Origin of the sequence: Burkholderia sp. AU45388 (assembly GCF_030481585.1) — a bacterium.
Classification (GTDB): Bacteria; Pseudomonadota; Gammaproteobacteria; order Burkholderiales; family Burkholderiaceae; genus Burkholderia; species Burkholderia sola.
This window is the reverse complement of record NZ_JAUJPV010000001.1, coordinates 580,779-602,805: the sequence shown is the minus strand read 5'-3', so window position 1 is coordinate 602,805 and position 22,027 is coordinate 580,779. Positions and strand designations below refer to the sequence as shown.

21 protein-coding genes and 2 pseudogenes are annotated in these 22,027 nt (G+C 64.7%); 10 read left to right on the top strand and 13 right to left on the bottom strand.

Going from position 1 to position 22,027, the window contains the following annotated elements; translation table 11 throughout:
* Positions 1–338 precede the first annotated feature (338 nt).
* Complete coding sequence (locus QZM72_RS02770; RefSeq protein WP_301737079.1) at positions 339–2,699, bottom strand: CHASE2 and HATPase_c domain-containing protein; 2,361 nt, start codon at positions 2,697–2,699, stop codon at positions 339–341.
* Between the two features lie 42 nt (positions 2,700–2,741).
* Positions 2,742–3,524 (bottom strand): response regulator transcription factor, encoded by a 783-nt coding sequence (locus QZM72_RS02765; RefSeq protein ID WP_301737078.1) that lies wholly within the window; start codon positions 3,522–3,524, stop codon positions 2,742–2,744.
* A gap of 392 nt (positions 3,525–3,916) precedes the next feature.
* Here QZM72_RS02765 and QZM72_RS02760 point away from each other — a divergent pair, with 392 nt between their 5' ends.
* Entirely contained in the window at positions 3,917–4,363 is a 447-nt protein-coding gene (locus tag QZM72_RS02760) for a hypothetical protein (RefSeq protein ID WP_301737077.1), read from the top strand.
* 87 nt (positions 4,364–4,450) lie between these two features.
* Here the strand turns inward: QZM72_RS02760 and QZM72_RS02755 are convergent, their stop codons facing one another.
* The 7 genes from QZM72_RS02755 to QZM72_RS02725 form a co-directional block, all read right to left on the bottom strand.
* Entirely contained in the window at positions 4,451–5,185 is a 735-nt protein-coding gene (locus tag QZM72_RS02755) for an ABC transporter substrate-binding protein (protein WP_089471482.1), read from the bottom strand.
* A 384-nt stretch (positions 5,186–5,569) separates the two neighbouring features.
* Positions 5,570–5,776, bottom strand: a complete 207-nt coding sequence (locus QZM72_RS02750) for a hypothetical protein (protein ID WP_301737076.1) — start codon at positions 5,774–5,776, stop codon at positions 5,570–5,572.
* Positions 5,777–5,785: 9 nt separating this feature from the next.
* Complete coding sequence (gene rpsU, locus QZM72_RS02745; RefSeq protein ID WP_089471480.1) at positions 5,786–5,998, bottom strand: 30S ribosomal protein S21; 213 nt, start codon at positions 5,996–5,998, stop codon at positions 5,786–5,788.
* 33 nt (positions 5,999–6,031) lie between these two features.
* Entirely contained in the window at positions 6,032–6,241 is a 210-nt protein-coding gene (locus QZM72_RS02740) for a hypothetical protein (protein WP_301737075.1), read from the bottom strand.
* A 47-nt stretch (positions 6,242–6,288) separates the two neighbouring features.
* A complete protein-coding gene (locus tag QZM72_RS02735; RefSeq protein WP_301737235.1) occupies positions 6,289–6,573 on the bottom strand; it encodes a hypothetical protein in 285 nt (94 codons plus the stop codon).
* Between the two features lie 262 nt (positions 6,574–6,835).
* Positions 6,836–7,120 (bottom strand): hypothetical protein, encoded by a 285-nt coding sequence (locus QZM72_RS02730; RefSeq protein WP_301737074.1) that lies wholly within the window; start codon positions 7,118–7,120, stop codon positions 6,836–6,838.
* A 612-nt stretch (positions 7,121–7,732) separates the two neighbouring features.
* A complete protein-coding gene (locus QZM72_RS02725; protein WP_089471478.1) occupies positions 7,733–8,890 on the bottom strand; it encodes a DUF4382 domain-containing protein in 1,158 nt (385 codons plus the stop codon).
* Between the two features lie 211 nt (positions 8,891–9,101).
* On the opposite strand from QZM72_RS02725, the pseudogene QZM72_RS02720 reads away from it, so the two are divergent.
* A pseudogene (locus QZM72_RS02720) lies at positions 9,102–9,212 on the top strand (AraC family transcriptional regulator); the annotation flags it as partial.
* Positions 9,213–9,224: 12 nt separating this feature from the next.
* Here QZM72_RS02720 and QZM72_RS02715 read toward each other — a convergent pair.
* Together QZM72_RS02715 and QZM72_RS02710 are read right to left on the bottom strand one after the other, a co-directional pair.
* On the bottom strand, positions 9,225–10,121 hold the full coding sequence (locus QZM72_RS02715) for an oxidoreductase (RefSeq protein ID WP_301737073.1): 897 nt from the start codon (positions 10,119–10,121) through the stop codon (positions 9,225–9,227).
* Complete coding sequence (locus tag QZM72_RS02710; RefSeq protein ID WP_301737072.1) at positions 10,108–11,337, bottom strand: MFS transporter; 1,230 nt, start codon at positions 11,335–11,337, stop codon at positions 10,108–10,110. The genes QZM72_RS02715 and QZM72_RS02710 overlap by 14 nt, the downstream gene beginning before the upstream one ends.
* 138 nt (positions 11,338–11,475) lie before the next feature.
* Between QZM72_RS02710 and gcvA the strand changes: the two genes are divergently transcribed.
* Positions 11,476–12,408 carry a transcriptional regulator GcvA gene (gene gcvA / locus QZM72_RS02705; protein ID WP_301737071.1) on the top strand — a complete coding sequence of 311 codons (933 nt, stop codon included), beginning with the start codon at positions 11,476–11,478 and terminating at the stop codon, positions 12,406–12,408.
* Positions 12,409–12,478: 70 nt separating this feature from the next.
* Here gcvA and QZM72_RS02700 read toward each other — a convergent pair whose 3' ends face one another.
* A complete protein-coding gene (locus tag QZM72_RS02700) occupies positions 12,479–13,645 on the bottom strand; it encodes a porin (protein WP_089471728.1) in 1,167 nt (388 codons plus the stop codon).
* A gap of 733 nt (positions 13,646–14,378) precedes the next feature.
* Entirely contained in the window at positions 14,379–14,843 is a 465-nt protein-coding gene (locus tag QZM72_RS02695; RefSeq protein ID WP_089471473.1) for a GNAT family N-acetyltransferase, read from the bottom strand.
* Between the two features lie 149 nt (positions 14,844–14,992).
* Between QZM72_RS02695 and QZM72_RS02690 the strand changes: the two genes are divergently transcribed.
* From QZM72_RS02690 to QZM72_RS02660, 7 genes and pseudogenes are all read left to right on the top strand, one after another.
* Positions 14,993–15,655 (top strand): GntR family transcriptional regulator, encoded by a 663-nt coding sequence (locus QZM72_RS02690; protein ID WP_089471472.1) that lies wholly within the window; start codon positions 14,993–14,995, stop codon positions 15,653–15,655.
* Positions 15,639–16,877: a dicarboxylate/amino acid:cation symporter gene (locus QZM72_RS02685; protein WP_301737070.1), complete on the top strand. Its 1,239-nt coding sequence runs from the start codon at positions 15,639–15,641 to the stop codon at positions 16,875–16,877. Before QZM72_RS02690 ends, QZM72_RS02685 begins: the two co-directional genes overlap by 17 nt.
* Positions 16,878–17,046: 169 nt before the next feature.
* The gene (locus tag QZM72_RS02680) at positions 17,047–17,448 is read left to right on the top strand and encodes a hypothetical protein (RefSeq protein ID WP_301737069.1); all 402 of its coding nucleotides are present in this window, start codon (positions 17,047–17,049) and stop codon (positions 17,446–17,448) included.
* Between the two features lie 477 nt (positions 17,449–17,925).
* A complete protein-coding gene (locus QZM72_RS02675; protein WP_301737068.1) occupies positions 17,926–18,363 on the top strand; it encodes a tol-pal system YbgF family protein in 438 nt (145 codons plus the stop codon).
* A 52-nt stretch (positions 18,364–18,415) separates the two neighbouring features.
* Positions 18,416–18,625: pseudogene (locus tag QZM72_RS02670) on the top strand (GNAT family N-acetyltransferase); the annotation flags it as partial.
* Positions 18,626–18,746: 121 nt separating this feature from the next.
* Complete coding sequence (locus QZM72_RS02665) at positions 18,747–20,159, top strand: HD domain-containing phosphohydrolase (RefSeq protein WP_301737067.1); 1,413 nt, start codon at positions 18,747–18,749, stop codon at positions 20,157–20,159.
* Between the two features lie 83 nt (positions 20,160–20,242).
* Positions 20,243–22,012: a histidine kinase gene (locus QZM72_RS02660; RefSeq protein WP_301737066.1), complete on the top strand. Its 1,770-nt coding sequence runs from the start codon at positions 20,243–20,245 to the stop codon at positions 22,010–22,012.
* Positions 22,013–22,027 lie beyond the last annotated feature (15 nt).

Genomic DNA, 22,027 nt, shown 5'->3' with positions numbered 1-22,027 from the left:
TTCAGCGACGAGAGGGAGCAAATCTGAATAATTGTGAGCGAAATGTGAACAAAGAGAACTGGCGTGCTCGAGGACCCGCCTGGTGGGGCTTTGCGGCATGTCCGGGCATGGTCGAGCCTTGGTTTTAGGCTGCTTTCGATGGTTTTTCGCAACAGGATTAATGCGTTTTGTTGCGGGTTTTGATAACCGCCGACATGCGCGGAAAGACCGTAAATTTGTTAAATCGAGGCAATGGAAATTCGGGGCGTGGCGCGGCGACCTCGCGGGGACGCTTTCGAAGCGGTGAGGGAATCGGAAAAATTGCGACGTGCGTGGCCCGCGGCGCCACGCGCCGAATTTCAACGATCGCGCGGCGCTGTGTTTCGAGGCAACAGCAACGTGAAGGCCGACCCGCGGCCGACGGCGCTTTCGACGCGAATTTCTCCGCCGAGCGCGTCGACCACCTGCTTGACGAACGCGAGCCCGAGGCCATGCCCGGCGTTCGCGTCGCTCGCATCCGCGCGGAAAAACTCGGTGAACAGGTTCGGCAATTGCTGTTCCGGTATGCCGACACCTGTATCGGCGACCGTCACGCGCAAGTGTTCTTCGCTTTCGCCGGTCGCGATGGTCACGGTCGCGCCCTCGGGGCTGAACCGGATCGCATTGTCGATCAGATTCGCGAAGGCGCGACGCAGCAGTAGCGCATCGGCGACGACGAGCATTCCCGGTTCCGCGATCAACCGGATTCTGATCCGCTTCGCGCTCGCATGCGCCCACAGGTCGTCGGCCGCGTCGCCGAGCAGCGGCGCGAGATCAACCTTCGTCGCTTTCGGCGAGCGCGCCTGCGCGCGGGCGAGCAACAGGAACTGGTCGGCGAGCGTGAGCGTCTTGCGCGCGTAATGACCGACGAGATCAGTGAACCGCGCTTCGGGCAACTCGGCCGGCGTATCCCGGCGCTGCTCGATCAGCGCGAGTATCGCGGCTTGCGGCGAACGCATGTCATGCGACAGGAAGCGCAGCGCGGTGTCGCGCTGGCGTTCGGCAGCGCGCATCGGCGTGACGTCGGCCACGTGAAAGATCAGCATCGCGTCGCTCGCTTCGTGCGCAGGGACGATCGCGCATTTCACGAGCAGCGAGCGCTGCTTCGCATCGACGATCTCGAGGCCGTCCATCGGCGCGGACGGTTCGCGTGCGTTCGCACCGCCGTTGTGCTCGGCCAGCGTTCGCAGCGCGCGCTGCACGTATCGCGACACGTCGTTCGATGCGGTCATTTCGCGCAGCACGTGGGCCGCATGTCGGCCGGCGGCCGGCGGCCGCGAACCGCGCGGCGCGGCATCCTTCCCGTACAGGTCGAGCGCCAGGCGGTTCGCGAGCATCACGGCTCCCGAAGCGGACGCGAGGAGCGTGGCTTCCGGCAGGCTGTTCATCCATTCGGAAATCAGGTGCGCGGAGCGCCGCAGGCGCGCGATCATCGCGGTCATCACGATGACCCGCCGGCGGAACGGATCGATCGCATTCATGCGAACAGGGGCGTCGCCCGGCAGGCACGGGTCTGCGATCGCGCGTTCGGCTTCGCGGGTCAGATAGCGCAGCAACGTTTCCTGCCGCCGCCATGCGCTGAGCGCGTATGCCAGCAAGCACGCGGTCACCGTGGTGGCCGGAAAGCAGAACAGATGCGCAGTCTTCAGCACCAACAGCGACGCGGCGCATGCGGCGAGCGCGATAGCCGTGGAGGCGAGCAGCGCGGCGCGCGGGCCGAGCGCGTACAGGGCCGCGCAAAGCCACGGCAGCACGGACAGACTGAACAGCAACTGGGCAGCCCACGATCCGCTGCGCACGAGCGACCCGCTTGCGAGCGCATAAGTGGCTTCCGCGACGAACTCGACGCCGGCGCGCGGCGGCGGCTTCTGGCCCGGTGTGACGAACTGCGTGTCCGCGGTGCTCGCGGTCGGGCCGACGAGCACGATCGCGTGCTCGAACAAGCCGGGATCGACGCGGCCTTCGAGTGCATCGAGGAACGAGACCGTGCGATACGACGGGGTGGAACCGAGCGGCACGTAGCGGCGGCATGCGCTGGTCCAGTGAATCGCGTGACGTGCCGGCGGCTCGTCGCATTCCGCGAACGGCACGCCGCTCGCGCGGAGCAGCGATGCGCTCATGTGCTCGTAGTCGATGGTCGGGGGACCTTCGCGCAGATGGAAGCTGCGCGACACGCCATCCGCGTCCGGAGCGGCATTGACTTGCGCGATCGAGAATGCGCCGCGCGCGATCGGCTCGAGCGGGGGCGCCACGTTCGGCAACCCGTCCCCATCGTCGTCGGCGACCACGACCGGCAGCACCACGCGGCCGTTGCGCTCGATCGCGCCCGCCAGCCACGCGTCGCCGGCAGGCAGGATTCTGCCCGGATGCGTCATCGCGACGTCGAGCCCAATGGCGGCCGCACCCGCCGCGGTCAGCCGGTCGATCAGCGTCGCGTAATCGGCGCGCTTGACCGGCCATCCGCCGAGCGCCTTCGCACTCGCGCCGTCGATCGCGATCAGCACGATCTTCTGCGGCGACGACCGCTGCAGCAGCGGCTGCACAATGTCGAAGAAGAACAGGTCGGCGCGACGCAGCACGCCGGACGACGTCAGTGCCACGCACAGCAGCAGCACGCATGCACCTATCACGATGCATTCGCGGATGGAACCGTCGGGAAAGCGCGCATCGTCGGTCAGCATCGGATGTGGCTCATCGCGCGAACGCGGGCGCCGACAGTGGCGTCATTCGCACTCGAGCCCTGCGGGCGCGAGCGGAGGCGGCGACGCAGGCTGCACGAGCGGGCGGTGGTGCACTGACGCGCCGGCGTGATAGTGGTCCGACGGCACGGCCTCGAGGCGATAGCCGTGCGTGTAGACGGCGCTCAGGCGCAATCCGTTCTGGGGCCCGAGCGCCAGCTTTTGCCGTATCCGATAGATGTGGGTATCGAGCGTGCGGGACTCCGGATCGAGCTCGCGTCCCCACGTGCTCATGCAGACCAGCTTGCGCGACAGCAGCTTGCCGAGGTTACCGAAGAAGAGTTCCGCGAGGTCGAATTCCTTCGGGGTGAGCTTGAGCGGCGCGCCGCGCAACAGGATCGTGCGCTCGCGCGGATCCAGCACGTAGTCGCCCGCGCGGATCAGGCCGAGGCGATCGGCATCGCGCGTCGAGCGTTTCAATAGTGCGTTCACCCGGCTCGCGAGTTCGGCGACGCGGAACGGCTTCGTAATGTAGTCGTCGGCGCCGGCGTCCATCGCCAGCACGATGTCGTCTTCGAGCGTCTTGCTCGTCACGAACAGGACGGCGGGCGACGTGCCGAGCGTACGGCGAATCCAGTACAGCACCTCGAAGCCGCTCATCGCGGGCAGCAGCCAGTCCAGGATCACGAGGTCGAACGGCTCCGCGCGCAACAGTCGCTGCGCCGACTCGCCGTCACGCACTTCAACCACTTCGTGTCCAAGCGGCGCGACGACGCGCGTCGCGGCTTTCGCATGAACGGGATCATCTTCGACTATCAGCACACGCATCGGGGCGTCATCCTTGTCATCAGCAGGTGGGCAACACCGCCCACGTCGTCATTTCGTCTTCGGACGCGGCCGCGCGCGGTTCAGGGGCGATGCGCGAACGGAGCGTCGCGGGGCACGCGGATGGCGCACGGGTCGCCGACAGACCGATGGGCGCGGCGGCGGCCCGTGCGCCGGGCACGTCAGAGGAACGGCTGCGTCATGCATGCCGCGCACCCTCGGAGGAAACATCGAACCGCGCGGGACGCGCCGCACGCACTGCCGCAGCCAGCGCGTGCGGCGAACGCGTTACACGGTCACGGCCATTTGCGGTGAACCTTCTCGTTCTGAACCCGATGTCGAACGACGTCGGAGCAGGGTGCGCGCGGAAGCGCTAATTGAGGTACGCATTGAGCATGTTTAAGGGCGTTCCGCCGGGCTCTCAGCATCTGGATGCTCATGGTTGCCATGCTCTCGTCAGGCTGCAGGGTGTTTCGATTGTGCTTTGGCCGGCCGCGCAGCGGTCGTTTTTACGCGCAGCGAATATCGGTTTTCTGTTCGGCAATTCGGCGAGCAAATTTTGCCGATTCGATGATATGGTCCGCTGCTCCAGTGACAATGGGGTAGGTCCAAGTGTCGGCGGATTTTCGCACAAGGGTAAGGGTTTGTCATGCGACGACAGACGTTTTAGTCGTCGCCGCAGCCCGGTGCTCGACGGTCACATGCCCGTGATCGATGGCAGCTCGCCGATCCGCTCGTTCGGGCCGATCGACGACGCGCCGCCGCGCGCAGCATCGCCCAATTCGTCAGTACGACGACCGGTGCCGGCAAATCCCCGAGACGACGGTTCGCCGGGGGTGTGACCCGTCGGCGTTCGAGTACCGGGAGAGGGGTGCACTTCCTGCGTCGTCGGCCCGGGTGCGCATGCGGCAACGGCACGCGGTGTTCGATCAGGCCGCCGGCGCGACCGAGGCGCCCGTGATGCCGTGCCGGCGCAGCGAATCGGCGACGAAGCCCGACGCCTTCATTTCCTCGACGAAGGCGCTCAGTGCCGCGGCGGCCGCGTCGCCACGGCTCTTCGGCACGCCCATCGCCTGCCGGATCACCATGAAGCGTTCGTCGAGCAGGCGCAGGCCGGGCGTTTTCGCGGCGTCGGTTTCGAGCTGCTGCTTCACGCCGGCCGCCACTTCCAGGTGCTGCTCGACGAACGTCGCCACGACGGCCTGCGACGTCGGCGCGCGCACGATCGTCGCGGCCTTCAGTTCGCGGGTGAGGAACAGGTCATACGCGCTGCCCTTGCCGACGGCCACGCGGTTGTTCGGCTGGTCGACGTCCGCGTTGGTGCGGATCGGCGATGCGTCGGGCACGAGATAGAAGCCTTCGATCAGCACGTACGGCGCGGTGAATGCGACCGTTTCGCCGCGCAGCGGATCGACCGCGAAGAAGCCGAAATCGGCGCGCTCGTCGGTCAGCGCTTGCACCGATTTGCCGGCGGTGTCGAATACCACGAGTTCCAGGTCGGTCGACAGGCGCTCGGCGAATGCACGGGCGAGGTCGATCGATACGCCGAACGGTTCGCCCGTTGCCGGGTCGCGGTTCGCGAGGATCGGATTGCCGAGGTTGATCGAGGCGCGGAGCTTGCCGGTGGGGGTGAAGGCGGAGACGACAGCAGGTGCGATGGACATGGGCGGACTCGCGGGAGGCGTAGGGTCGGTCGGATGACGGGATGCGCGACGGCGCGTCGACGTCGAGCTTATCACCGGACGTCGTGCATCGCGTATTGCAGGCCTGCCTGCGTGGAGACGACGAGACGTTGAGTCGGCCCGCGGCCTTCATGGCCGGTCGCTGCATCCCTGTCAGGGGCTGCGTACATGTGTGGAGAGGAAGCTGACGCCGGACGCCGAGCCGCACGCGATCAAGGCAGGCTGCAGCGTGATCGGCAACGACAACGACGCACTTCCGTCGCTAGTGCGTGGCGGGCTCGGGATTCGCGCACGCGGCGACGGGCTGGATGATGAAAAACCTCGACGCCGGCAATCCGACGAGTGGACTGCCGCGCCGGTGTCGGCTCACTCCTGAATGCTGAGCGCCTTCTCGAGCGCGGCGATCAGCTTGAACGCATCGCCGCGCGCGATCAGAAACCCGCGGCTGGTGTACTCGCACCCGAAGGCGTAGAAGCTCGGCAGCAGTGTCACCATGTCGTTCTGCCGATCGAAATCGACTTCGCATTTCGTCAGCGGCAAGAACGCAGGTGCCTCGGCCGGTGTGGTGTACACGATGTGCGCCTAGTACATTTTCCGGGGCGGCAACAGGCGCTTTGTCTGCAAGCGCTGTCGGGCAACGGCGCTGGCTTTTTTCCGCTTGCGCTCCGTCGTCGGCTTCTCGTAGCTCGTACGACTGCGCAACTCGCGAATCAGCCCGGTTTTCTCGATGTCGCGCCGGAATCGTCGCAGCGTGACATCGATCGGTTCGTTCAGCTTCGGCGTGATTGTCGTCATGTAGATCCTGTCTGGAAAGGTTGGAGCGGAAAGTTAGCCGAGCCGCGTCATGACGGCGCTGGCTATCTCGTCGGATTCGAATTCCGAATAGCCTGCTCCGATCGATAGCGCACGTACCGCCATGAACATGTGCAGCTCGGGTTGATGGCACATCGCCGAATCGGCGATTGTGGCGGGCACGGCGGTGTCGATCCGGGCGACTTCATGCCGCCTGATCAAGCCGAGCAGTTCGTCGATGATCATTTCGACCTCCAAAATACCAAAAAGCCGTATGGCATTGACGAGCCGCATCAGCACGCGCTGGCGAAGAATCCCTGTTTGCCGTGATTGTCGTCGATGATGTTCTCGGCATAGCGCACCGATGCGCGACGCGCGTCGCCGGCGTTGTCGAATGGCGACGTGTCGCCCAGTATGAAGGTCTGGCTCTGCGTCAGCGTATCGGTGGTGCCGCGCAGGCAAATCTTGACTGCCGCGTCGAACCCGGCGTCGTAGTTGTGCGGGCTGCCATTCAGCGCCGGCACGTGAGGATAAATGAGTGGATAAATCTCGAATCCACGATAAACGTGCATGCTCATGACGAACTCCTGGCGTTCGGCCACGACGAGTCGCATGGGCGAACACATCCGGCCAGTATTCCCGTTGTGGGGCGGGCCGATGGGTGAAGGGGACAACGTTGCAGCGCGAAGGAGGGGCGATGCAGCAAGCGGGCGGGTGGAGGGGCGAACGGTCAAAGGACGGCTGATCGCGCGGATGGACTCATCATACGCGCATCGTTTGCCGAGCGGTCGATTTATTCCAGGGCGGCGCAGGCACGCGGCGGCACGCCCGGCGACGACGTCAGAGCGTGGCCAGCAACTGCAACTGACGTTCGGTCTCGTTTCCCGCGACCAGCGAAAAGAAACCGGTCTCGCGACGTTCGACTGCCGTGAGCCCCTCGCTGTCGGAGAAGACGTTCCACGCGCTGTCGTCGACATGGGCGATCGCGCCGCGCGTGCGCGCGAATGCCAGCAAGAGCGGACTCGCCTGGCGGCGCAGCACTTGACGATCCGCATTCAACACATAGGGTGGCCAACCGGCCCGCAGGACGAGATAGTAAGGAATGGAGCCGGGATCGATGGTCATTGGGGCGGTTTCACGTATGGGCCTGCATCTGCCGTCCGGCTGCATCCGGAACGGTGTCGGCGAAAGCGTGCGATGGGGCGACGGGCGTTCGCCGTGGCGTGCTTTCAGTGTATGCGTTGAACCGCTCGAGTCGCAGGATATCGTAACGATGTCCTGCGGCGTCGGCCCGGCGACGACGCGATCCGGCAGGCGAGGCGCGCGCTCACTCCCCGCGTCGAGTGAAACTGGTGCCGCCGAAACGTTGTAGCGATATCTACTGACGTAGCCGCCGAGGATGGCGGAGTGACTGACGACGTGGAAAGAACAGGGCGTTCGTCGAACCGTCACGCGTGGACGTCGGTCGGCTCGCGCGATGGATGAAAAAATGCCCGCGATTGCCGCGGGCATTTCGTCAACAGTTGCCTTTCTTGGCCTGTCCCGGCGGACAGAATCCATTCCCCGGCCCGCCTTGCGGCGCGACCACGACCGGTGGGCCCGGAACATAGGCGACGCACCCGCCGAGCGCGCCCACCATGCTCGCCGCTGCGAGCACTGCGATCACCCCTTTTTTCACTTCGTTCTCCCGTTGGTAGGAAAGGGCCGTTCGGCCCTTTCGATGATGCGGTCAGCGCGTCAGAAACTGAAGTTGACGTTGGACTGACTGGTCGTTGCGTTCACGTTCGCCGACTGCGTCGCGCCCGATGCCGCGTCGGCCTCGATCGTGTATTGACCTGCGGCGGCCGGCGCCGCGGCAAGCGCGACCGGCAGCGAGCCCGAGTAGGTGCCGACGATCGGTGCAGCCGCGGGCACGGACAGCGCGTAAGCGCCGGTGTCCATGTTCGCGTTGATCGACGTGATCTCGTAGGCGTTCGCGTCGATCGTCTGCAGCGCGCGCACGAAGGCGTTCGCGCTGGCCGTGACCGTACCGCTGACGGTGCTCATCGTCGAGGCCGGCAGCGTGATCGGCGCGCTCGACGCCGACACCGCCGTGGTCGTGTTCACGACCACCGGAACCGAGCGGACGATGCCCGACGCGAAGTTGTTCTGCACGATCACGACATCGTAGTTGCCCTGCGTCGAGCTCTGGATCAGCGGCGACAGCACGAACTTCCCGGAACTGTCGGCCACCGTGCCGCGGACGACCTTGCCGCCTTGTTCCGCATAGACGGTCGCGCCGGCTTCGGCGGATGCGACGTAACCGGAGATCGCGCCGCTCACGACGGTCGGGATCGCGGTGACGACGGGTTTCAGTGCGTACGAGCCGTTGCCGCGCTGGACGATCGACTTGCATGCATTGAAGTCGAGCACGAGGTCGACGAGCGTGTTGGGCTGGACCGTGAACGGCTGGATGATCTTGTAGCCGCTTTGCGTCGCGCTCGGCGTGGCGAGCGCCTGTTCCGTGCCGCCCGTCGGCACGACCGAGTTGGCGAGGGTGTTGCCTTGGTTCTGCGCGAGCACCAGCCGGACTTGCTGATACTGGCCGGCAGGCAGCGCGGTCTGGCCGAGATCGGCGAGCACGCCGTTGGTGAGCGACAGCAGGTCGATTTTCTGCGGCGTCGCGAGGGAAACGGTCGACCAGCCGGCGTCGTTGTCGGCGGCGTTCGCGTTCGCGTTGACGCGGACTTGCGAGACGGTGACGTACACGTGGTCGAAGCCGCACGATGGCGCATCCGTCATCGCGACGTGCAGCGTACCGGTTTGCGTGCCGCCACCGTCGTCGCCGCCGCCGCAACCGGCGAGGACGAATGGGACGAACGCGGCGCACAGGGCGCTCTTGATCATATTGTTCATATGTCACCCCCATGGGATGGTTATTGTGGGTGACGGAAGAATAGCCGGGGCGCGGCTCACTATCTGGATATCTTTGAAACGAACGGTAACTATTTGTTAGGTGGGTAAATCTTTACCGGCATTGATGTCGCTTCGGAGCGCGCCGGGCGGGTGGCGAAGGCGATTGCATCGTACTTCGCCGCTCTTTCGTCATACGTTAACACGCTTTGCCATCGCCACGGCGGGCGGCTGCTTTGCTTCGCAGTATCTGGCCGCGTGCCTCATTGCGCGGCTGGAAGATGAAGACGTCGCACGCAGCGCGCTGCATTACGTCGCGCTATAGCGTGCCTCGCCATCAGCCCGGACCATCGCTCGCGGCCGCGAGAAGCGGCACGACCAGATCGCTGATCGGCGTCGGAATGCCGTGCGTTCGTCCGTAGCGCTGCACGACGCCATTCCGGCAGTCCCATTCGAGCGGACGGTTGCCTTGCCGGTCGGCAAGAATCGACGTCCCCAAATCGGGCGGAAAGCCATGGAATCCGTCGACGATCTCCTGCGGCACTTCATCGCCCAGCTTCGCCCCCTCCGCACGCGCGACCTCGAGACATTCCCGCAAGTACGCGAGCGACAGGTCGGTGATGTCGCTTCGCGCGAACATGCCGGCGCGGCGACCGGTCAGCACCATGAGCCCCGCCACTGCATTCTGCAAAAGCTTTCGCCACGCGAGCGAGATGAAATCCTCCGCCAGCTCGGGCGAGCATCGCGTGCCGCGCAAAGCCGAAACCACCGCGTTGCTCGCCGGCGTATCGGGCAGCGTGAGCCGAGGCGTGGCCCGCAGCCACACCGACGTGCCCGATTCGCGTTGCGCGGGAAACCAGACGATCGACGGCACGATCGTGGCGCCGGCCGCATACGGTGCGAAGGCGGCTTTCTGCTCGACGCCGTTTTGCAGCACGCAGACGACGGTATCCGCATCGCATAGCGTGGAGACCCACGGTGCCGCGCTCGCGATCTGCGTCGACTTGACCGCGACGAACACGAGATCGAACCGTTCGTGGACCGCTTGCGGATCGGTCAGCACGGGCCCGGGCACGACGATCTCGCCGCCATCGAAGCGCAACGTCAACTGCTCGTGCGCCGAGCGGCCACAGATCACCGGCGTGCGGCCGGCTTCATGAAGGGCCGCGGCGACGGTCGTTCCGATCGCGCCCGGGCCGACGAGGGCGACGCTCGGGTAGTCAGGCTTCGTCATGGTGTTCATCCCGTGAGTGGTCTGTCAGATGCGAGCGCAGTGCGAGAGCGAGCGGAAAAATCGCCAGCGCGGTCAACGCGGTCGCATACGTGGCGCCGTGCACACCGATCCTGTCGCCCAGGAAACCGTAGAGAACGGGCGAGATCGCGCCCGATGCGATCGTCCCGGTATAGAAAATCGCGAATGCGCGCTCGGTGCGCTCGGGTGCGGACATCTCCGGGACGGTTCCATACAGCACCGACGACGTGCCGTTGAGCATCATGCCCAGAATCGGCAGCAGCACCATGGTAAGCGTCAACGGAAGATAGATCGCCGCGACGATGCACGCCGCCGTACCGCCCTCGGTGAGCAACACCGTCCTCACCGTCCCCATGCGCGCGCCGAGCCAGCCGCACATGAATTTGCCGGCCGCACCGCCGATGAAGACGAGTGCAAGCGCCGTTCCCAGCAGTTGCGGCGAGACGCCCTTTGCCTTCAGCAGGAAAGGCAGAAAGGTAAGCAGTCCCATGCGTACGGCCGTATCGAGCACGCCGATGGAAAACAGCGCGGAGAATCCGCTTCCTCCGGTGCCGCCGCGTCGAGCGGGCGCTGGCTCTTTTGCCGTCGCCTGCGCGGCGGCGCGGGGCACGGCGGGAAACCAGAGCGCGATGCCGGCGGCCACGATGCAACCGAGCCCGGCGACGATCCATAGCGCATGGCGCCACGGCATCATGGTCACAAGCAGCGAAATGGCGGCCGGCAGTGCGGATTTCCCCAGGTCGCCGGAAAAGTTGTAGATGCTCAGCGGGCCTCTCGCATCGCGCCCATAGACGCGGGAGACGGCGCCCGACGCGATCGGATGTTGCGTGCTGGAGCCGCCGCCCGAGATCGCGAGCGCGACGCCCAACCCGAGCAGGCCACCCGACATGCCCGCGAGCGCATAGCCGAGCGCGGCGAGCAGCGTACCGATTGCGAGCGTCGCGCCGCTGCCCAGACGTTGCGCGACACGCCCCGCGGACAACTGCAGCGTCGCCATCGTGCCGGCGTAGACGCCGCGCAGGATGGCAAGGGCCGCGAAGTCGAGCGCGAATTCCGACTGCCACACGGGGAGCAGCGCGTAGATCATGTCCGTGTAGCCATCGTGTATTGCATGCGCCACGCAGGACAGCCACAGCACGCGCGGCCTCGACGGTGCGGTTTCCCGCACGACGGGAGGGGAAAAAACGGGCAAGCGCATTGTCATTCTCTCCGTACGAGCGATGAATGGGAGGCGCTCGCGGTGGGGTTTTGAGGCTCGACGCGTAAATTCTATGACCGAGGCGCCAGCCATTTCAATTGAGCTAAAATCCCGTCACCAGAGAGAAAAAGTCACGTCATGGATGAAAGCCGAGGGGCTTCGAAGCACCGGGACGAGTTGCCCCCGCTCAATGCGCTGCGCGCTTTCGATGCGGTCGCGCGGCACGGCAGCTTCGCCGGTGCCGCGGCGGAACTGCACGTCACCCACTGGGCCGTCGGAAAACAGATCCGGTTGCTGGAGGACTGGTTCGGCCTGCCGTTGTTCGATCGTCGCCCGCGTGGCGTCGTGCTGACCGACGAAGGGGCCGCGTTGCTGAACGACGTCAGCCACGCGTTCGAGCGCCTCGGCACCGCGGTGGTGCGGCTGCGCCACAACCGGTTCGCGCACCGGATATCCGGCGTCGTGCGGGTGAACGTGCCGATGAGCTTTGCGCTGTGCTGGCTGCTGCCGCGGCTCGCCGATTTCCATGCGCGGTACCCCGACATCGACGTCAGGGTGTCGACCACATCGCGCAAGCTGCGCTATGTCGCCGACGCTTTCGATATCGGCGTGCGCTCAGGTCCCGAGCAAGGGCCGGGCGTCGTATCGCGTCCGTTGATGCCCGACCCGCGTGTGCCGGCTTGCAACCCCGCCTTGCTGCGCCGGCATCCGATACAGAGCGTGACCGACCTGCGTCATCACACGCTGCTGCATTCGGCCACGACGCGCTCCGCCTGGTCGCACTGGTTGAAGGAAGCGGGTGCGCCCGATCTGCGGGCCGCGCGCCACGTTGAATTCGATCACGTGAATCTTCAGCTGGGCGCGGCGATCGAGGGGCTCGGCGTGGCGCTGGCATCGCTGCCGCTGATCGGGCGCGATCTTGCCGAAGGGCGCCTCGTGTGTCCCATCGCGTCGCCCGTCTGGCGTGCCGACGACTACATGCTGGTAACGAACGCCGATCGCGCCGACGACGCGGCCGTGTCCGCGTTCGACGCGTGGATGGAAGGGATGGCGAGTCAGGACGGCGGCTAGATTCGCCGTCAGACCAGGCGGCACGACACCGGAGTCGTGCCGCCACTGCTCCGGTGTCGCGAGTCGGCGATCAGAAGCCGTGGAACATGCCGATGTTGACCTGAACCTGGTTGCCGCCCGACGAGGTGTTGCCGAAGTCGGCGGCGGAAGCCTGCGCACCCTTGGCATGCACGTAGGCGCCCATCGCGTACAGCGCGGTGCTCTTCGACAGCGAGTACGTCGCACCTAGCGACACCTGGTTGATCGAGGCCATCGTGCGACCTTCGGCGGCTTGCGCGGGCGTGGCCGCGGAGCCGTATACATACGTGTAGCCGGTCGCCAGCGACAGCGCCGGCGTGACGCGGTACTGCAGCAGCGCACCGAGCACGTTGAAGTGGATCGACGCCTGGCCGTCGTTGCCCTTGTACTGGGCGTTCGAGTAGCGCAGGCCAGCCGTGTACGGCCCCACCTCGTATTGCGCGGCGACTTGCGCGATGCCCGCGCTCTTGAACGCGTTGCCGCCGTTGTAGCCCGAACTCGGATAGCCCAGCGCGCCGCCGAAGCTTGGTTGCGCCGTTGCGTTCAACCATCCGTTCTCGCCCTGGTTGACCGCATGAAAGTAGCCGCCGGCGACCGTCAGGCCGCCTTGAGCGTAGGTGGCGGCGCCCGACCACGATTGCCCCGAGCCCGTTGCGCCGGCCACGCCGCCGAACGAGTACGCGGCTTCGGCCTGGAAGCCGTGGATGATCGGCGAAATGTACTTCACCGCGTTGTTCTGGTTCGTCGTGTTGTCGTTGTTGTCGACGTCGCCCGGCGTCGAGAAGGTCGACGCCGAAATGGCGTCACCCGTCAGGACCTGAACCATTTCCGTCACGGCGTCGAGCTGGCGCCCCATGCGCACCGTGCCGTACTGATTGGACGCGAGGCCCACGTAAGCCTGGCGGTTGAACAGCGAACGCGTGGAACCGATCGGCCCCTGGCCGCCTATGCCGCCTGTCCCGATGCTGAAACCGTTCTCGATCTTGAATACCGCCTGGAGACCGCCGCCGAGATCCTCCTGTCCCCTGAGGCCCCACTTGTTCGAACCCGCGGCGCCGCCATCGAGGCCGTACCGGCTGTGGCCATTGATGTTCGACGTGTAACCGATACCTGCATCGAGCATGCCATACAGGGTGACCGACGACTGTGCCATTGCTGCCGACGATGCTGCGAAGGCGGCAACAGCGATAACGCTGATGTTGATCTTTTTGTTTTTCATCTGCATTTCACTGTCAGGAGTGGTTTCGGGATGGGGTGAAACGGCTTTTGTCGTATCCGATGCAGCGGGCGGCGCATGGCCTGCAAGTCGCGTCGGTCGCGACGGCCGGCGCCGTATTCGCCAAATCGGCATGCCAAGTCTGCTCGCTTCGTGGTCCTTACAATTGTCCTTGCTCCGTTGTCGCATCGCTCATCCTTGCGGACTGGCTAAGCGTCCGGTTCAGCCGCCGGCGACGGGCGCCGATCCAGCCTGGCCGCACTTTGCAAGTGGAAGGACCATATCAGGAACATAAATTCCGGTCAAAATTTGTTTGATATAAGTTAATCTCGTTTGATCGCCGGGCACCTTACGGGATTTCCCTGATAAGAACCGGCACGAAGGCGACGCGTTATCGAGATCCGCGCCATCACGCTGACGATCTCGACCACGGCGAGCGAATTCAGCTTAGGTGGAGCGGGGAGCAATAACCGGCTTCGACGGGCGGCACGATGAGCGTCGATCCGCAGTACCGGTTGTCATCGTTCCATTTATTCTGGGATTGCAATAATTGAAACAGAGGGAGCGATTGTTGAATGCCGGTTCATATTGGCCGCAAGCGGGTTTTCCGCGTGTCACGGAATGGCGGATGGCTTTATGCGGGCGAACCGGCTCATGCGGACGCCGGACGAAGCGGATTTTCCGGGGGCGGTAGCCAGGCCTCCGATTCCAATCGAACGTCAATCGCGCACGAAACTCAGCATTCGATCCGGCGTTGCATTAAATAGAATTTCATGTCGTCGCGGCCATGCATTGCAATCGGTATCGGATCGCGTTCAAAGCCGAGCATTTCGTAGAACGGGTATGCCGATTCGCGCGCCGTGCACCAGAGCAGCACGCCACGCTGTTCGCGCACATGGCGAATGGACAGATTGACCAGCAGGCGTCCGAATCCCAGGCCGCGTGCCGACGGATCGACGGCCATGCCGCGAAGGCGCCACGCCTCAGTGTTCGAAGCGCCGGATGGTGCTTCTTTACATACCGACGCCACCGCAACGATCCTGTCGTTGTCACGAACGGCAAAATGCATCGTCGTTGGGGCGTGGTCTCCGTGTAGCGCGCTTCCCTCTTCATCTCCCGCCATCAGGATGGCAGCCCTGAGGGGATAGGTTTCTTCCGCACGGACGGCACAGATGGTAAAGCGCACATCTTGTGAGGTCATATAATTATCGGCTCTCTTCGTAACGCGTATTTTCTTCCAATTTTCTTTCGGCATACCCACTCGCAAAATTAGCAGTTGCCGGGCATGGCCAGTAAGGGTAATTTCCTACCTGTTTCTTTTTTCGAATCATACGCCAACTGCGATCACAGATGACGTTGAAAGTATCGACAGATGCAGAACGGGCCTACGACGAGATCCGATCGAGGATTTTCGACGGCCGTCTTGCGCCTGGGCAGAAAGTATCTCACCGAGGCCTGTCGGACGAACTGGGTTTTGGTCAAATGCCGGTGCGCAGCGCATTGCATTTGCTCGAATCCGAAGGGTTGGTCGTCGTGATCGAAAAGAGTGGCACCTATGTCGCGTCGCCGACTACCAGTGACCTTCGCGAAATTTTTGAAATGCGGCTGGCCCTGGAGAGTACCGCAGCGTTTCTTGCAGCGAAGTCGGGCGTAACGGCAGGCCTTCGCGAGGCCGCGGCAAAAATGCAGGAACTGATCGACCGGGACGTCGCGGACATCATGCTCGAGCAACGTATCGGCTGGGTGTTTCATCAAGAGTTGTTTGCTGCCGCACGGAACGTCCGGATCTCGTCGGCGTATGGTTTATTGCGGGCCCAGACCTTGGCCCTGAACGAGCTCCCGCGTGGCGACGCGGAAACCGTTCGGCGCGGCACGATCGAGCACCTGCACATCTTTCACGCAATCGAAGCGAACGACGGCGAACTTGCGCGTCAGCATATGTGGAATCACATCGTTGACGGCACGCCGGCACGGATAAAACTGCTAAAGGCACGGCATGAACACGAAAAATAAAGGGCTTTCCCTCCCGATGCAAATGTTGGGGGGACTTGTGCTGGGCGCCGCTTGCGGCGTGTTTGCCCCGGGCTTCGCCGCGAAGCTGGGTTTTCTCAGCACGATGTTCGGCCACGCGATCAAGATGGTCGTCATGCCGCTGATCTTCCTGTCGGTCACGGTCGGGGTCTTTCGCGCGGGCCGGTTGCGCGAGCGGCTCGGAAAGGTTGCCCTGTCCAGTATCGGCTTCTTCATTCTTATGACCGGCCTGGCCGCCTCGTTCGGCCTGCTGCTCAACTTTGCATTTCGACCGGGTCTCGGGGCAAGCCTCACCCACTCCGGATCGATGCCCGCCGCGCTCGCGTCCAGCATCGACTGGACGAAATTCCTCGTCGATTTGATCCCGGCCAACATCGTCGCTGCGCTGGCTGCCGGGAATTCGCTCCCGGTGCTCGTCTTCGGCGTCATTTTCGGCGCGGCATTGTCGGCTGCCCCGGAGCGTGCCGAGCCTGCGATTGCCGTTTTCGAAGCGCTGCTGTCGGGGCTGTTCAAGATGATCCAGTGGGTGATCGCATGGTCGCCGCTCGCGATCTTCGCCGCGATCGCGCAACTGTTGGCAGCCAAGGGCTTTACCGGCGCGCACTCGCTCATCGAGCTGCTGGGGGTGGCCTATCTCGGCATGGCGATTCTTGCGCTCGTGCTCACCGTCGTCATTCGCGTCGCCGGTCAGTCGCCGCTCGCCGTGCTCAGGAAGGTGAAGGAACCGCTGATCCTGGGTTTCACGACGCGTTCGTCCGAAATTACCTACCCGTTGCACCTGAAGAAGCTGGTCGAACTGGGCGTGCCCTACGGCGTGGCGTCCACGATTTTGCCGCTTGCCTATATTTTCAATCGCGACGGCGCGGTCCTCTACACGGCCCTCGCGGTCGGGTATCTGGCCGACGCTTATCACCTGGTCTGGTCCTGGCCGCTGGTGATCACGGTTCTGATCTTGACGATCGTCACCATCGACGGAGCCGCCAATGTGCCGTCCGGCGCGATCGTCGCGATCACCATCGTTCTCACGTCGATCGGGTTGCCGGCCGATGCGGTGCTGCTGCTGTTGGGCGTCGACGCGTTTTTCGACATGGGGAGAACCGCCCTCAATGTCTACGGGAGCACGGCGGCTGCCGCCGTGGCGGTGAGGCTGTCGGGTTCGGAGAGTACAGCCGCGGAAACCGTGACGGGTCAGGCAAGCGTGTAGGGGCTCCGGAAGCGGGGCGGTGCGCATTTCATGTTGCGCCGGCCCGTTGCAAGGTGCTGGCGTAGCGCCACGCGATCATCCGGGCACGACGGGAAGACGGCATGGGATGAGCGAGTGCCTTTATCAAGTTACAGTTAGTAGAACGGTGTATCGTTGCAGGAGAAACGTGATGATTGGTTCGGAATCCGCGGATTTTTTCATGCTGCGCTTGGGCACGCCGCATCCGTCGTGGACATTCACCGATGACAGCAACATGATCGGCATTGTCGATTGCGACGGGGTGGTGAGCGCCATGTTCGAGCTGGATCGCAACCAGGTCGCACAGATCAGAGGGCTGGGCCGATCCGTGGAGAGAATCCGGTGTACTTGCGAGCGTGCTGGCCGGGAGCTCCACTTTTATCTCCATGGCAGACAGGTGTCTCAAGGGCTGTGGGCCGGCGTCGCATCGGCCGATCCCGACTATCTGCCGACCGACGCGATGATCGCAACATGGGAAGGACCGAAGTCTGGCGAAGCATTCGAGCTTGCAGGCATGAGCGCTCGCGTGACCGCGTCCGCTAGCCCGGCCTGAACTGCGATCACAGATTGCTGCGCGGGGCGGGCGGAAGTCCCGATTTTCGGGGCGGTCGTTGACATCCCGTTTGTTTGTAGGCGTACGCCGTTCAAAGTATGTGGTTCTGGCACACTCAACCTCGGATCGCCAGGACCTTTTGCTGGCCAGCTTACTGGCCAGCGTTTTTTATTCCTTGAGCCGATCGCATCGGCTCGCTTGCTTCACGCTCGCCGATCGAGGAGAGGCGTGCCGCGCTGAAGTCCGCGTCGAACGAAGACGTCAGGACGCGGTTGGCCTCCCTCGTCGGTGAAGCGCGAGATAACGTCGCCGCCTGGAAAGGCGGCGATCCCGCACAAAGCAAAAGATCGGCTCGATCGGGAATTTCGTTTCGGGTGTGGGGCGGTTGCAGTTGCATCGTCAGCGACCGTACGTCAGACACTGTCCAGCCGACCCACGATCACTCGACTTCACCACCCTCGCTGAAAGAAGGCTCCCATGGCAGAACTCGACGACGCAATTCACCAGCAGATCGACGCATTGGCCGCGGCAGGCGATGCGTTGGCCGAAGACGGGGACTACGAAGGCGCGCTGGCGAAATATCGGGAAGCGTTCGATCTTCTTCCCGAACCGAAGACCGACTGGGAAGCCGGCACCTGGTTGTTGGCCGCGATCGGCGACGCGAATTTCCTCCAGGAAGACTACGCGGCAGGACGCGACAATCTCGGTTATGCGATGCGTTTCCCCGGTGCGATCGGCAATCCGTTCCTGCATCTCAGGCTCGGGCAGTGCCGGTTCGAACTCGGCAATCTGGATCGTGCCGCAGACGAGTTGATGCGCGCCTACATGGGCGACGGGCCGGCGTGTTTCGAGGGTGAGCACGGCACGTACCTGCGATTTCTGGCCACGCGAGCGCAAGGGATCGACGCGCCCTGACGAGATCGCGCGTCCTCGATGCCCGGATGGCCCCGTACCGCCCGGCCGAGCCATCGTGCCCGCGCATCAGCGGAAGGGCATCGGCGCTGCCGTGCTGCGCGAGATCCTGGCCGACGCCGACGCACATCGAATGCCCGTTCGCGTCGGCGCTTTGCGCGGCAGCGATTCGAACCGCTTCTACGAACGGCACGGCTTCGTGCGAACCGACGAAGCGGAATGGGACATCCATTACCGTCGTGAACCGGGCGCGACGACGACGTAGCATTTGCGTGACGCATTCCGGTTGAAATCGACACGCGAGCATTAGCGTTTTCACCAATGTGGAAGACGCGGCATCGGCCGATGTTGCAGAGAGGGCGTAAATAATTGATCCGAGGCCGATTATGACGACATCTGCAACAAACGGCGTGAATGCCGTGCCGCCCGAAACGCCCGACACGGCAGCCGCAGCCGGCGAAGCGGCCCGCTTACCGTCGATCCTGCTGGTCGACGACGAACCGAACGTACTGTCCGCGCTCAGGCGCGTGTTCCGGCCCACCGGCTACGACATCGCGACCGCCGACAGCGGCGAGGCCGCGCTCGAGATCCTGGCGTCGACGGAAATCGACCTGATCGTGTCCGACATGCGGATGCCGCACATGAGCGGCGCGGAATTCCTGGCGCGCGCTCGCGGGCTCTACCCGGACACGATGCGCATTCTGCTGACCGGCTATGCGGAGATCGCGTCGGTCATGCAGGCCGTCAACGAAGGCGGCGTGTATCGCTACCTGAACAAGCCGTGGGACGATCACGACCTGCTGCTGACCGTCGAGCAGGCGCTGGAGCAGCGCCGTCTGCGCCGCGAAGCGGCCCGGCTGGCGGCGCTGACGGAAGCGCAGAACGAAGCGCTGCGCCGTTTCAATACGGATCTCGAAACGCAGGTTCGCGCGCGCACGGAGGAGCTCGGCCAGACGGTGATGTTCCTCGAAGCGGCGCAGCGCGACCTGAAAAGCAGCTTCACCGCGATGGTTCAGGTATGCGCGAGCATGATCGAGCTGCGCTGCGGGGCCGCGAGCGGGCATGCGATGCGCGTGGGCGAGATCGCGCGCCGGCTCGCGCTCGCCGCCGGGATGAGCGAACTGCATGCGCAGGACGTCTATTTCGCGGGGCTGCTGCACGGCATCGGCAAGCTGTCGCTGCCGGACGAATTGCTGCACAAGCCGCTCACGCGGATGACGACGGACGAGCACCGCGTGTTCCAGGAGCATCCGCTGCGCGCGCAGATGGTGCTGACGCCGGTCGCCCAGTTGCACAAGGTCGCGTCGATCGTGCTGCACCAGTACGAGCGCTTCAACGGCCGCGGCACGCCGGACGGTCTGGTCGGCGACGCGATCCCGGTCGGGTCGCGGATCGTCGCGATCGCACGCGATTTCGAAGGGCTGCGCCACGGCGAAATCGGAGCGCCGCATTCGATCGAGCAGGCGATCGACGTGTTGCACTCGCAAGCAGGCGTGCGTTACGACCCGCAACTGGTCGCAGGCTTCGTCGAGTTGATGCGGGATCCCGAGAGTCTCGGCATCGCGGCGTCCGTCGCGGAAATCCGGTCGGCTCAACTGCGCGAAGGGATGGAGCTCGCCGACGATCTGCGCACGCATCGCGGCGTGTTGTTGATGACGAAAGGCAGCGTGATGTCCGCGCACCAGATCGAGCTCGTACGCCGCTTCGAAACGCGAGAGGGCACGCCGTTCGACATTCTCGTGCTGGCCCACCCGGCCGGGCAGGCGCATGCCCCCCACACGGGCGCGCCGCCGGGCTGACGTCGAACGGCGGCCTGATGGCCGCGGTGCGTGCGACCGCCCGCACCGCGGCGATGCAATCAACCGGTTCCGGGCGTCCGATCATGCATGGCATCTACAACCTTCCGCTCGTCCTGCTGTCGCTCGCGATCGCGACGCTGGCCTCCTATACGACGCTCGACCTCGCCGCATTCATTTCGCTGCTCGACAATCCGAAGTTGAAGCGCGCCTGGCTGGGCGGCGGCGCGGCCGCGATGGGCACCGGCATCTGGTCGATGCATTTCGTCGGCATGCTCGCGTTTTCGTTGCCGGTGCCGCTCGGCTATGCGTGGCAGGAAACCGGCGCCTCGCTCGCGATCGCGGTGCTCGTATCGTATTTCGCGCTGAACGTCGTCACGCGCGCACGGCTGGGCTGGCGGCGGCTGTGCGTGGGCGGCGTGCTGATGGGCGGCGGGATCGCCGGCATGCACTACACGGGAATGGCCGCGATGCACATGGCGCCGGGCATTCGCTACGATGCGTGGCTGTTCGCGGCGTCGATCGGCATCGCGGTGATCGCGTCGACGGCCGCGCTGTGGATCGCGCAGGCGTTGCGCATGCAGCAGGCCCGCTACGCGAGCGCGCAGCGCATCGGTGCGGCCGTCATCATGGGCATCGCGATTACCGGCATGCACTACACGGCGATGGCGGCCGCGCATTTCGCGCCGGATGCCCGGTGCGGCGCCGCGAACGGCGTCGACGCGCCATGGCTCGCGACGACGGTGGCGTTGTTCACGATGGCGACGCTGGTGGTCACGCTGCTGGTGTGCCGTTTCGATGCGCGCACAACGTTCCTGCGCGGGATGACCGACACGCTCGAACGGCTCGTGCGGTTGCGAACCGGCGAACTCGAACGCGCGCTGCATCGCTACGAGCAGACGACGCAGATGCTGCAGCGCACGCGCGAGAACATGGCGACCGAGATCGACGAACGCAAGGCCGCGCACGCGCTGCTCGAACAGGAGAAGGACGAGCAGCGGCGCCTGCTGCATGCGCTCGAGGAAACGCACGAGCAATTGCTGCAGTCGGAAAAGCTCGCGTCGATCGGCCAGCTCGCGGCCGGCGTCGCGCACGAGATCAACAATCCGATCGGCTTCGTCAGCGCCAACCTCAATACGTTGAAGACGTGGGTGCGCAGCCTGCTCGAGGTGGTCGCCGCGCATGAAGCCGCGCTGCCGCGGCTCGATCCGGTCACCCGCGACGCGCTGGCGGCCGTGCACCGTGCCGCGGATCTCGACTACGTCCGCGACGAGATCGCGATGCTGATCGACGAATCGATCGACGGCGCGCTGCGCGTGCGGCGCATCGTGCAGGATTTGCGCGATTTCTCGCGCCCGGCCAGCGACGCATGGAGCGTGGTCGATCTCCACGCGGGCCTCGAGAGCACGCTCAACGTCGTCCACAACGAACTCAAGTACAAGGCCGACGTCGTGCGCGATTACGGCGACGTCCCGCACGTCGAATGCTTGCCGTCGCAGTTGAACCAGGTTTTCATGAACCTGCTGGTCAACGCGGCGCAGGCGATTCCGGAGCGCGGCGTGATCACGATCCGCACGTCGAGCGACGGTGATCAGGTATCGATCGCGATCAGCGACACCGGCGCCGGCATGACGCCCGACGTCGTCCGGCGGATCTTCGATCCGTTCTTCACCACGAAGCCGGTCGGGCAGGGCACGGGGCTCGGGCTGTCGGTATCGCACGGCATCGTCGAGCGCCATCGCGGCACCATCGACGTGACCAGCGAGCCGGGACGCGGCACGACCTTCCGGATACGGTTGCCGGTTCGGCGTGCCGGCGACCGCGCGAACGCGGCGGCGCTGGAGCAGCGGGCATGACGACGCGATGGGGAC